Raw genomic sequence first — 11790 nt, 5'->3', positions numbered from 1 at the left:
GCACGTGGCGGCGACCGTGGACATGCTGCGCCGCACCACACCGCTGCGGCTGTTCTGGGCCCGCGACTATTCCGACTACCACCCCGAGCAACCGGGCGGCAGCGCCGCCGGCCGCACGTGCGAATGCCGCCCCTTCGACACCTCGCAGCTCGGCGAGTACCGCACCCGGCTGGAGCCCGGCCTGATGGAGGTCACCGTCCCGATGCCTACGACGGGCGCCGACTACCGCTGGATGAACCTGGTGGCCCGCGTGCCGCGCAAGGGAATTCCCACCTACGGCAAGCGACTGACGCAGGGCGTGGGCGGCCGCCTGCTGGGCCGGCGCTACGCCGCGGGCGGCCAGGGCCTGATGGCCGGGTTGTTCACCGGGGTGCTGCGCGCCGGCATCCCCGTGTGGACCGGCACGGCGCTGACGCGCCTCGCCCGCGAGGGCGACCGCGTGACCGGCGCCGTCGTCGAACACGACGGGCGCGAGGTGACGATCACCGCGCGGCGGGGTGTGGTGCTGGCGACCGGCGGTTTCGACCACAGCATGGACATGCGCTGGAAATTCCAATCGGAATCGTTGGGCGCCAACCTCAGCCTCGGCGCCGCCGCCAACACCGGCGACGGGATCCGCGCGGGACAGGACGTCGGCGCCGGCATCGACCTGATGGACCAGGCGTGGTGGTTCCCCGCCGTCGCCCCGCTGCCGGGCAAGGCCCCGGCGGTGATGCTGGCCGAGCGATCGCTGCCGGGCTGCCTGATCGTGGATCAGCATGGGCGCCGGTTCGCCAACGAGGCGACGGACTACATGTCGTTCGGGCAGCGGTTGCTGCAGTTGGAGCGGTCGGGCAGCCCGGTAGAGGCGATGTGGATCGTCTTCGACCAGCAATACCGCAACAGTTACGTCTTTGGCGCCGAACTCTTTCCGCGGATGCGCATCCCGCAGACGTGGTATGACGCCGGCATCGCGGTGCGCGCGGACAACCTCACCGACCTGGGCGCCCGGATGGGTGTTGAGGTGTCGGAGTTCTTTGCGACCATGACCCGCTTCAACCAAAACGCCGCTGCCGGTGAGGATCCCGACTTCGGCCGCGGTCGCAGCGCCTACGACCGCTACTATGGCGACCCGACCGTCAAGCCGAACCCGAACCTGCGGCCGTTGGTCAACGGCCCGTTCTACGCGGTGAAAATGGTGCTGTCCGATCTGGGCACCTGCGGTGGACTGAAGACCGACGAGCGGGCGCGGGTACTGCGCGAGGACGGCGCGGCGATCGCCGGGTTATATGCCATCGGCAATACCGCCGCCAACGCGTTCGGCACGACATACCCGGGCGCCGGCGCGACGATCGCGCAGGGGCTGGTGTACGGCTACATCGCAGCCAGGGAGGCGGCCAGGGAGGCGGGTCGCCACCAGGTCTAGCCGCGTCGTGTGCGGCGGTCATTCCGACCCCGGGCTGGCGTCCTCGTCGTCGTCTTTGTCGCGCAGCAGCTTTTCGGGGTGGTGGAAGGTGTTGGTGCGGGGTTGGCCGGTGTCGAGGTGTGGGGGTGGGATCCATTGGCTGTCGCCTCTGGGGTTTTTTCGGGTCATCCAGCCGCCGGGGCGTAGCAGGCGGTGGTGCGGGCCGCAGGCGAAGGTGAGGTCGTTGCCGTCGGTGGTGTGGCAGGTGCTGTAGTCGGTGACGTGGTGGACTTCGCAGTAGTAGCCGCCCACGGTGCAGCCGGGGGCGCTGCAGCCCCGGTCCTTGGCGTATAACACGATTCGCTGCCCGGGTGAGGCGAGGCGTTTGGTGTGATAGAGCGCCAGGGCCTTGGCTTTGTCGAAGATCGCCAGATAGTGGTGGGCGTGGCGGGCCAGGCGGATCACATCCGACATCGGCAGGATGGTGCCGCCGCCGGTCAGGCCGCGCCCGGCGGCGGCTTCGAGGTCGGCCAGTGTGGTGGTGACGATGATGGAGGCCGGTAATCCGTTGTGCTGCCCCAGGTTCCCGGAGGCCAGCACGCCGCGCAGTGCGGCGTTGAGTCCGTCGTGGTTGCGTTGGCCGGCCGAGCGAGGGTCGTGGTCGATGGCGTCTTGGGTGGGTGCGCCGTCCACACACGGGGTGTCGTCGTCGGGGTTGCACATACCGGGGGCGGCGAGTTTGGCCAGCACGGCTTCCAGGGTGGCGCGGCCTTCGGGGGTCAGCCAGCCGCGCAGCGCCGACATGCCATCGGCCTGCTGGTTGCCCAGGGTCAGGCCGCGTTGGCGGGCCCGGTCCTCGTCGGTGTAGGTGCCGTCGGGGTTGAGGCAGTCGGCCAGGGTGTGTGCCAGCCCGGCGAGTTGTTCGGGGCGAAACCGGCTGCCTTCTGTGGCCAACCGCGCTTCGGCCCGCTCGCGGGTGGGCATGTCGATCCAGCCGGGCAGCTGGTGGTAGAACGTGCGGATCACCGCCACCTGACCCGCACCCAGGGTGCCGTCGCGTTGTCCGGCGGCGGTGGCCGGCAGGGCGGGTGGGATGGGTTCGCCGGTCAGGCCGTGGCGCGGGCCCAGGTCGCGTGCCTCCTTGAGGCGGCGGGCGGCTTCGGCGCGGCTGATCAGGGCCGCCTCGGCGATGGCGTGGATCACCGTGCCGCCGAGTTCGGGCGAGGGGGCTTGGCGGGCCAGGGAATTGATCACGGGATGCTCGACAGCAGGCAACCGCCGGCGCACTCTTTCGCAGCGCGCCAACACCGCCAACTGCTGCCGCGGATTCAGGGCATCGATGTTCAGCGCGCACACCCGATCCCAGGCCGCATCGAGCGCATCGAACACCGCCTTGACATCCTGCTGATCACTCACACCGCCAAACTAGCGATGCCCACCGACAAGAACCGGCCCTGAAACTACAGTGACGCAAGGGATTTCGATATGCGTTTTCGTTATCTGTATTTCGTAGGGCCGCCACGGGCGAAACCGGTCGCCGCCGTCAGAGCTAATCGGCTTCGCGCTTCGCCTGGACCTGCTTTTCGATCTCGCGCCAATTCCCCGGCTTGGGACGCGGCTTGCCGAAACCACCCTTCGCGGCGCCCTGCAGGATTGCGTCGGCCTCGTCGATCTCCTTGATCATCTCCAGCGCGAACTCTCGCTCGGCGGCGTAGTATTTGGCCGCCCAGCGCAGCGCCAGCACCGAGTACGCCCACGCGGGTTCGGCCTCGGCTCCCTCGGCGTCCTCGACGGCCTTGCGGTGCCTGGCTTCGGCGTACGCAACATGCTCCTGCAGCAATTCCTTGAGCCGGCTCGGGTTACTGAGGTGCCCGAACGTAACCCGTAGCAGCACACTGTGTTTGAGCACCGGCGGGTCCACCGGCGCGTGAGTGGTCCACTCGGTCACGGCATCCATCCCGGCCGGGGTGATCTTGTACAACCGGCGAGTGCGGGTCCCCTCGTCGCGTTCGACGCGTGAGGTCACCAGTCCCAGCGACTCCAGCTTTTTCAGCTCGGTGTAGATCTGGCTGTACGACGGGCTCCAGTAATACAGGTCGACGCTCCAGTCGATCCACTTCTTGAGGTCATAGCCCGAGATTTCCTCTTCGTAGGACATCATGCCCAGCAGCGCCCAGCTGGTGGCGGCCAACGCCGCGTTGCTCAGCTTTTGGCCGGCAGGGTCCGTTTCGGAGTCCATGTCGCCAGGTTAACAACACCAACCCCTAGATTGGAGGACATGGACCGCTGGCTGGGACGCCCGTGAAGTTCGCCTTCCCCCTTCCGCACCTGCTGCGCCTCAAGGCGATCACGCAGCCGTGGGAGGCGGCCGTCACCGGAGGCGACCAGCGCCGCATGATGCAATGCGCCGACCGGTGGGGCTACGACATGATCGCGGTGCCCGAGCATATGGTCATCCCCACCGAGCATGTCGAGTTGTCCGGGCCGCACTATCTGCACTCGACGACCGCGCAGGCCTTCATCGCCGGCGCCACCGAGCGGGTGGCCATCAATTCCTGCGTCACCATCTTGCCGCTGCAGCACCCCATCGTGCTGGCCAAGGCCCTGGCCACCGCGGACTGGATGAGCGGGGGCCGGCTGATGGTGACGTTCGGCGTGGGCTGGCTGGCCCGCGAGTTCGAGCTGCTCTCAGTGCCCTTCGGGGAGCGGGGCCGCATCGCCGACGAATACCTGGCCGCCATCATCGAACTGTGGACCAGTGACGCACCCCGATTCGAAGGCCGGTACGTGTCCTTCTCCGACATCGCCTTCGAGCCCAAACCCGTTCAGAAACCGCATCTTCCGATCTGGATCGGCGGCGACGCCGACGCCGCGCTGCGCCGGGCGGCCACGTTCGGGTCCGGGTGGTGGCCGTTCCTCACGCCACCGGAGCAGATCGCCAAGAAACTCGACTACATCAAGTCCCAACCCTCCTACGACGGCCGGGAATTCGACGTGATGCATGGGCTGGGCACCAACCGGGTCGGCGAGGGACACGTCGCCCGCCGAGCGAGCGACCGGCCGGGCATGAGCGCCGGACACATCGTCGACCGGTTGAACTGGCTCGCCGAGCAGGGCGTGACCGTGACCGCGGTTCCCGTCCCCCCCGTGAGCGGCGTGGACGAATATCTCGACTACGCGCAGTGGGTCATCGAAGACATCAAACCCCAGGTGTCCTAGCGGATCTGCAATCCGCGCCGGCGCACCCAATACACCGCGGCGATGCTGCCGGCGATCCACACGCTCATGGCGATGCCGAGGTGGACGAAGCTTTTGGTGTCTCGGCCGAACACCGGCCAGATCAGCGCGGGCGCCTGCTGCCACAACACTCGGTGTTCCACGCCGTTCATCGGGTCGGCCACGTAGTACAGCGCGTAGGGCAGCGTCAGGGCCAGCACCCAGCTTCGGGTGCGGCGCAGATCGCCGCGCTGGCGCCAGCGCCGGATCAGCGGCTCGACACTGACCGGGTGCAGCACCGAGATGAAGTTCCCGACGCCCAACCACGAGACGATGGGCACCGCGACGGTGGGGATCGTAATGCCCAGGCGCGCCGGCGTTTCCAGCCACAGTGTCAATACCACCGCCGCGGACAGGGTGGGCACACCGACGATGGCGAGCAGGGCGAGGTTCTTGATCAACAGGATCCGCCAGAACGGCACGCCGGCGGACAAACCCCGCAGGATGCGGTAGTGGTCGGCGCCCAGGAAATTGGTGGTGGTGACGTCGGCGAGCACCCACGACGAAAAGTAGGTGCCCACCAGGATCACCCAATCGGGGTGACGACCCACCGGCGTCAGCGGCTGCACCAGCAACCAGCCGGCCGCGAAGACGACGTTGGCCACCACACCCATCAGCCAGGTGCGCGGCCGGGTGAACGACCACCGGATCTCCGCGATGACCGCCGGAATCAACGCCTTCTCGAAGTCCTTGGCGGCGCGCCGGGCCGCCGCGGGGCGCGGGGCCGACGCCCGCACGATGGCACTGAGAGAGGTTCGCAGCGCGGCGCTCACCCGCGGATGCGCCGGTGTCGCGGTGCTGCACGAGACGATCACCTGAGGTGGCCCCCTTGCTCTCGGATCGGTCAACGGCCCGTCCGCAATGTACGCAGGGCAGGATAACGGCATGAACCGAAAGCGTGTCGTCATCGCCGGCCTCGGCGACGCCGGCGTCCTCGCGGCGATCCGGCTGTCGCGGCACGCCGACGTCGTCGGCATTTCGGCCAAGCCCGCGCTGGTGAGCGGTCAGGAGCTCGGCGTCCGGCTGGCGCGGCCCCACGACTGGGCCCGCGACTACTGGATTCCGTTCGACCGGTTCCGCCGCCTCGACGGCGTCCGCGTCGTGCAGGCCACGCTGACCGGTGTCGACCTGGACGCCCAAACCGTCTCCGGCCGAACCGAAGACGGCGCGGACGTCACCGAGGCCTACGACGCGCTGATCATCTCGACCGGCGTCAGCAACGGCTTCTGGCGCCAACCGACCCTGCAGTCGTCGGCCGAGATCGGCGCGGGACTGCGCGCCGCGCACGACAAGCTGGCCGCTGCCGGGTCGGTGGCCGTGGTGGGCGGCGGCGCGGCGGCGGTCAGCAGCGCCCTCAACATGGCGACCGCGTGGCCGGACAAGCGCATCGACCTGTACTTCCCCGGCGAGTCCGCCCTCGCGGGACACCATCCGCGAATCTGGCAGCGGCTGCGCCGCCGCCTCACCGAGCTGGGCGTCGGCCTGCACCCGGGCCACCGGGCGGTGGTGACCGAGGGGTTCGCGGGCGACGAACTGACCAGCGAGCCGGTCCACTGGAGCACCGGGCAACCCCCGGCCGAGGCCAACGCCGTGCTGTGGGCGATCGGGCGGGTGCGGCCCAACACCGATTGGCTACCGGCCGAACTGCTCGATGAGCGGGGGTTCGTGCGCGTCACCCCGGAACTTCGGGTGCCCGGCCGCCGGGGCGTGTTCGCGGTCGGCGACGTCGCGGCGACGGATCCGCTGCGCAGCTCCGCCCGAAACCGGGGCGATGCCCTGGTGGCGCGCAATGTCCTCGCCGACTTCGCCGGCCGGCCGTTACGCCCCTACCGGGCGCCGGCTCGGCGCTGGGGCTCGCTGGTGGGTATACAGCCCAACGGGCTGGAGGTCTTCCTGCCCACCGGCCATGCCTTCCGCTTCCCGTCCTGGTCGGTCGAGCGCGTGGTGATGCCGTGGATCGTGCGTTGGGGCATGTATCGGGGGGTGCGCCAGAACAACCCGCTGGGGTAAGGAGCGACTGCGATGCAATGCCGAATCTTCACCGACCCCAGCAACGGGGCGACCTACCGGGAGCTGGCCGATTCCGCGCTGATGGCCGAAGAATTCGGCTACGCCGGATTTTTTCTGTCCGATCATTACTATCCTTTCGCCGGTGACGGCGCGCCCGGCCCGACGGACGTGTGGACGACATTGGCCGGGCTGGCACGCGAAACCGCACGGATTCGGCTCGGGCCGCTGGTGACTCCGGTGACCTTTCGCCATCCGGGCCCGCTGGCGATCGTGGCGGCCCAGGTGGACGAGATGAGCGACGGCCGCCTCGAGGTCGGACTTGGCGCAGGCTATTTCGAGCCGGAACACACCGCCTACGGCATTCCGTTCCCGCCCGTCGGGGAGCGCTTCGATCGGCTCGGCGAGGCGCTCGAGCTCATCACCGGCCTGTGGCAGACCCCGGCCGGGCAGAGCTATTCCTTCACCGGCCGGTGTTTTCGGCTGCGCGACGCGCCGGCGCCGCCCAAGCCGCGCCAGCAGCCCCGTCCGCCAATCATTCTGGGCGGAACCGGCAAACAGCGCACACCCGCCCTGGCGGCGCGGTTCGCCGACGAGTTCAACCTGCAGACCAGCCGCCGTCGGGCACCGGGAGACCATCACAAAAGCGAGCTGCAATCCCCCGCCCGCCAGATCGAACTGGTCCGCGCGGCGGCCGAGGAGATCGGCCGCGACCCCGCCGGCATCGTCTTCTCGATGAGTGCACTCGTCGGCGTCGGGCACACCCGGGAGCGGGCCACGGCCGCAATCGATCCCGACAAGTTCGCGTCGCAGACCTTCGACGGCACCACATTCTGTGGTTCGCCGGCCCAGATCGTCGACGAGCTGGGCCGCTACACCGAACTCGGCATCTCCCGGGTGTACGTGCGGGCGCCGGTGAAAATGGGCAGCCTGGCGGGAAACTTCGAACTTATCGCCGCCGACGTCCTCCCCCAGCTCGCGGCGTTGTCAGGTTGATTCGCATAGTGTTTCGACGATGAGCGGCAGACCCGGCGGCGGGCCGGTGCATCCCCCGGCGGGCGACGACGAATTGCGCCGCAGCCTCGGCGTTTTCGACGCGGTGGTGATCGGGCTGGGATCGATGATCGGTGCGGGGATCTTCGCGGCCCTGGGCCCCGCGGCGCGCGCCGCCGGGTCGGGACTGCTGCTGGGCCTGGCGCTGGCGGCGGTGGTGGCCTACTGCAACGCCACGTCCTCCGCGCGGCTGGCGGCGCGCTACCCCGCGTCCGGCGGCACCTATCTCTACGGTCGAAAACGCCTGGGGGACTTCTGGGGATACCTGGCCGGTTGGGGATTCGTCGTCGGCAAGACCGCGTCATGTGCGGCGATGGCGCTGACCATCGGCCTCTACGCCTGGCCGGCGCAGGCCCACGCGGTGGCCGTCGCGACGGTGGTGGTGCTGACGGCGGTCAATTACGCCGGGGTGCACAAGTCGGCCTGGCTGACCCGCATCATCGTCGCGGTGGTGCTGGCGGTGCTGGCCGCCGTGATCGTTGCCGCGTTGACTTCCGGGGCGGCCAGGCCCGGGCAGCTGCGGCAAAGCGGCGCCACCCTCGGCGGTGTGGTGCAGGCCGCCGGCCTGCTGTTCTTCGCCTTTGCCGGCTATGCGCGCATCGCCACCCTCGGTGAGGAGGTGCGCGACGCGGCGCGCACCATCCCGCGTGCGATACCGCTGGCGCTGACCATCACACTGACCGTCTATGCGCTGGTCGCCGTGGCCGCGCTGGGGGTGCTCGGCCCGGACCGGCTGGCGAAGTCGGCCGCCCCGCTGGTCGAGACGGCCCGCGCGGCCGGAACGGGCTGGCTGGTTCCCGCCGTCCAGGCGGGAGCGGTGATCGCGGCGCTGGGCTCGCTGCTCGCGCTGATCCTCGGCGTCTCGCGCACCACGTTCGCGATGGCACGCGACCACCACCTGCCGCACACCCTGGCCGCGGTGCATCCGCGGTTCGGCGTCCCCCACCGCGCGGAACTGTTGATCGGCGTCATCGTGGCGGTCCTGGCCGCCACCGCCGACCTGCGCGGCGCCATCGGATTTTCCTCGTTCGCCGTGCTGATCTACTACGCCGTCGCCAACGCCTCGGCCTTCACGCTCGGTGCCGACGAGGGCCGCCCACACCGGGCGATCCCGGTGATCGGGCTGCTCGGCTGCGTGATGCTGGCCGTCGCGCTGCCGCGGTGGTCAATGCTCTCCGGTGTGCTGGTGCTGGGCCTCGGCACCGGCGCCTATCTGATTCGGCGCTTCATCGCCCGGGCCACGTTGCGGCGCAACGGAAATCGCACCTGACGGCGGTCCGCGCCGACCGGCCGGACAACGCCGCCGGGCAAATCGCGGCATCGCGATTCCCCGGAGGCCGGACGGGGAAGACTGAGCGGATGGCCGAACCGGAAACCGAAGCGTTCGACAAGCTGGTGGCCCTGCTGAACTATCCGATGTTCGTCGTCACCACGCAGGCCAACGGCACTGAAGCCGGCTGCCTGGTGGGCTTCGCCAGCCAGACCAGCATCCATCCGCCCCGCTTCCTGGTCGGCCTGTCCAAGCGCAACCACACCTTCCGCGTCGCCCGCGACGCCTCCCACCTGGCCGTGCACGTCTTCGACTACGAACACCTCGACGTGGTGGAGCTTTTCGGCAGCCAGACCAGCGACAAGGTCGACAAGTTCGACCGCTGTTCCTGGCACCGCGGCCCCGAACGGATGCCGATCCTCGACGACGCCGCCGCGTGGTTCGTCGGCGAAATCCTGGAACGCTTCACGCTGGGCGACCACGTCGGGCACCTGCTCGCACCGGTGGGCGGCAGCCCGCCGCGGGAACTGGAAACCTGGGTGTCCTTCGGCGACGTGCGTGAACTGCAACCCGGCCACGAGGCCTGACGCGTGGCCGAGTCGCCCCGGATCAGCGCTGTCCCCAGCATCATCGAGCTCGCGCCCTTTTATGCCGATCCCCCGGACGGGGTGCGCGCCAACATGATCTTCAGCGCCGACGGCGCCGCGGCGTTCGGCGGGCGCGCCGGTCCGCTGTCGTGCCCCACCGATCAGCGGCTCCTGCGAATCCTGCGCGGCCTCGCCGACGTCGTGCTGGTCGGTGCCGGCACCGCCCGCGCCGAAAACTACGGCCCGGTGGCACTCAGCGATGCGGCGCGGGCGCGGCGGCAGCACGAGGGGCGGGCCGAACCGCCGCCGATCGCCGTGGTGAGCCGCAGCGGTGAGCTACCGGCCCGGTTACTCAGCGATCCGGGTCAGCCGCCGATCCTGGTGACCTGCGCGAGCACCGCGGCGCGGTTCGACCCCGACGACGACCGCCAGCACCTCCTGGTCGCGGGCGAAGACTCCGTCGACGTCTCCCGCGCGGTCGCGACCCTGCGGGAACACGGCATGCACCGCATCCTGTGCGAGGGCGGACCGACGCTGCTCGACGAGCTGGTGGAGGCCGACGCCGTCACCGAGATCTGCGTGACGCTGGCCCCCAAGCTGGCGGCGAGCCAGCCCGTGGGCCACCGGCTGCACCCGGCGCGGCTGCCCGCACCGGTCACCATGAACCTCGAGCACGCGCTGGTCTGCGACGGCTATCTGTATTTGAAATATCGCCGCTGAGCCCGGCCGCAATCGGCGGAATGCGGGTGTGCGCAACGCGCTCGGCATGCAGCCGACCGCACCTGTTCCTATGATGAAAATGCCCGGTATGGACGCTGCGCGAATCGCTTCGCGCGACCATCCTCCAATCGATCGCTGTTCCACTTTCTCGATGCACACAGAAAAGGATCACCGGCCCGGTGAGCAGTTCAGACGATGACCGTGACTACCGCAACCTGGCGGTGAACCGGCTGCGCCCCAGCGAGATTCACTGGGCCCTGAACCACGATGCCGTGCACGGGATCGCCTACGCGTTCAGGAATCCGGTCGCGGTGGCCGAATCCCTCGACGATCCCGACGACGACCGAAAGACCTACCTGGTGCGGGTCAAGCGCGACGACCTGGCCAACGCGCTGGAAAAGATCAACGAATGGATCTTCGACAATCCCGGTCCCGCCGGCATGCAGGCGTACGGTTTCGTCCGGGCGCTGGCCCGAGAAGGGCTCACGGAACGCGCCGCCGGCGATGACGACAACCGTTAATCGCGCGCCGTCGAATTAGCTGGCTTTCGCTATTCGCCGTGCCCCGCGGCCGCGAAAACCTTAGCCTTATGCCTGCATGCCCGGTGTGCGCGGGTGAGGAGTCTTCGATGGGTGAGGCGACCGCGGATTCGCGGGAGGGTACGCAGTTCGGGCCATATCGGCTGCTGCGCCTGGTCGGCCGTGGCGGCATGGGCGACGTCTACGAGGCCGAGGACACGGTCCGCGAGCGCACCGTGGCCCTCAAACTGATGTCGCGGACCCTGTCCAACGATCCGGTCTTCCGCTCCCGGATGCAGCGCGAGGCCCGCACCGCCGGGCGGCTGCACGAACCGCACGTCGTGCCCATCCACGACTTCGGCGAAATCGACGGGCAGCTCTACGTGGACATGCGGCTGATCGACGGCAAGGACCTGGCCAGCATGCTGAAGCGGTACGGACCGATATCGCCGCCGCGCGCGATAGCGATTGTGCGCCAGATCGGTTCGGCGCTCGACGCCGCGCACGCGGCCGGGATCCTGCACCGAGACGTGAAGCCGGAAAACATCCTGGTGAGCGCCGACGACTTCGCCTATCTCGTCGATTTCGGCATCGCCAGCGCCACGTCGGACGAAAAGCTGACGCAGTTCGGCACCACTGTGGGCACCGCCAAATACATGGCCCCGGAGCGGTTCGGCGATTCCGCAATCACCCACAAGGCTGACATCTACGCGCTGGCCTGCGTGCTGTACGAGTGCCTGACCGGCTCGCCGCCCTACACAGGTGACCAGCTCAGCGTGATGGGTGCCCACGTCCACCAACCGATCCCGCGCCCGAGCGCGGCGCGCCCCAGCATCCCGGCCGCCTTCGACGGCGTGATCGCCCGCGGCATGGCCAAGGACCCCGCGGACCGCTACCTCACCTGCGGTGACCTGGCCGCGGCCGCCTACGGCGCCCTCGCCGCGCCGGACCAGGATCGGGCCACCGACATCCTGG

12 protein-coding genes are annotated in these 11790 nt (G+C 69.2%); 9 read left to right on the top strand and 3 right to left on the bottom strand.

The features are described 5' to 3' along the window. Positions 1 to 1405: 3-ketosteroid-delta-1-dehydrogenase (locus DQP58_RS23325; RefSeq protein WP_112710531.1), on the top strand; the 1405-nt coding region annotated here is incomplete at its 5' end. Positions 1406 to 1423: 18 nt separating this feature from the next. Here the strand turns inward: DQP58_RS23325 and DQP58_RS23320 are convergent. Then, entirely contained in the window at positions 1424 to 2800 is a 1377-nt protein-coding gene (locus DQP58_RS23320; protein ID WP_112710528.1) for an HNH endonuclease signature motif containing protein, read from the bottom strand. A gap of 133 nt (positions 2801 to 2933) precedes the next feature. After that, positions 2934 to 3623: a PadR family transcriptional regulator gene (locus tag DQP58_RS23315; RefSeq protein ID WP_112710527.1), complete on the bottom strand. Its 690-nt coding sequence runs from the start codon at positions 3621 to 3623 to the stop codon at positions 2934 to 2936. A gap of 62 nt (positions 3624 to 3685) precedes the next feature. Here DQP58_RS23315 and DQP58_RS23310 point away from each other — a divergent pair, with 62 nt between their 5' ends. Further along, a complete protein-coding gene (locus DQP58_RS23310; RefSeq protein WP_112710526.1) occupies positions 3686 to 4603 on the top strand; it encodes a TIGR03619 family F420-dependent LLM class oxidoreductase in 918 nt (305 codons plus the stop codon). Here the strand turns inward: DQP58_RS23310 and DQP58_RS23305 are convergent. Beyond that, a complete protein-coding gene (locus DQP58_RS23305) occupies positions 4600 to 5397 on the bottom strand; it encodes a hypothetical protein (RefSeq protein WP_112710530.1) in 798 nt (265 codons plus the stop codon). The genes DQP58_RS23310 and DQP58_RS23305 overlap by 4 nt on opposite strands. Before the next feature lie 148 nt (positions 5398 to 5545). Here DQP58_RS23305 and DQP58_RS23300 point away from each other — a divergent pair, with 148 nt between their 5' ends. The 7 genes from DQP58_RS23300 to DQP58_RS23270 all read left to right on the top strand — a co-directional run. Then, complete coding sequence (locus DQP58_RS23300) at positions 5546 to 6670, top strand: FAD-dependent oxidoreductase (RefSeq protein WP_112710529.1); 1125 nt, start codon at positions 5546 to 5548, stop codon at positions 6668 to 6670. Positions 6671 to 6682: 12 nt separating this feature from the next. Then, entirely contained in the window at positions 6683 to 7663 is a 981-nt protein-coding gene (locus tag DQP58_RS23295) for a TIGR03560 family F420-dependent LLM class oxidoreductase (RefSeq protein ID WP_112710525.1), read from the top strand. A gap of 19 nt (positions 7664 to 7682) precedes the next feature. After that, on the top strand, positions 7683 to 8990 hold the full coding sequence (locus DQP58_RS23290; RefSeq protein ID WP_112710524.1) for an APC family permease: 1308 nt from the start codon (positions 7683 to 7685) through the stop codon (positions 8988 to 8990). Between the two features lie 89 nt (positions 8991 to 9079). After that, positions 9080 to 9577, top strand: a complete 498-nt coding sequence (locus tag DQP58_RS23285) for a flavin reductase family protein (protein WP_112710523.1) — start codon at positions 9080 to 9082, stop codon at positions 9575 to 9577. Between the two features lie 3 nt (positions 9578 to 9580). Further along, entirely contained in the window at positions 9581 to 10297 is a 717-nt protein-coding gene (locus tag DQP58_RS23280) for a pyrimidine reductase family protein (protein ID WP_112710522.1), read from the top strand. Positions 10298 to 10476: 179 nt separating this feature from the next. Next, on the top strand, positions 10477 to 10818 hold the full coding sequence (locus tag DQP58_RS23275; RefSeq protein ID WP_112710521.1) for a hypothetical protein: 342 nt from the start codon (positions 10477 to 10479) through the stop codon (positions 10816 to 10818). A 107-nt stretch (positions 10819 to 10925) separates the two neighbouring features. Then, positions 10926 to 11790 (top strand): serine/threonine-protein kinase (locus DQP58_RS23270; RefSeq protein WP_133259424.1); only part of this gene is annotated, 865 nt, incomplete at its 3' end.

It is taken from the genome of Mycobacterium colombiense (assembly GCF_003284975.1).
In the GTDB taxonomy this organism is placed as follows: Bacteria; Actinomycetota; Actinomycetes; order Mycobacteriales; family Mycobacteriaceae; genus Mycobacterium; species Mycobacterium europaeum_A.
The sequence above is the reverse complement of the archived record's forward strand: the minus strand, read 5'-3'. Positions and strand labels throughout refer to the sequence as shown.

Bases quoted from the DNA above. Each gene is read 5' to 3' on its own strand.
- DQP58_RS23300 (WP_112710529.1), top strand. From the start codon at position 5,546: ATGAACCGAAAGCGTGTCGTCATCGCCGGCCTCGGCGACGCCGGCGTC.
- DQP58_RS23315 (WP_112710527.1), bottom strand. From the start codon at position 3,623: ATGGACTCCGAAACGGACCCTGCCGGCCAAAAGCTGAGCAACGCGGCG.
- DQP58_RS23295 (WP_112710525.1), top strand. From the start codon at position 6,683: ATGCAATGCCGAATCTTCACCGACCCCAGCAACGGGGCGACCTACCGG.
- DQP58_RS23285 (WP_112710523.1), top strand. From the start codon at position 9,080: ATGGCCGAACCGGAAACCGAAGCGTTCGACAAGCTGGTGGCCCTGCTG.
- DQP58_RS23290 (WP_112710524.1), top strand. From the start codon at position 7,683: ATGAGCGGCAGACCCGGCGGCGGGCCGGTGCATCCCCCGGCGGGCGAC.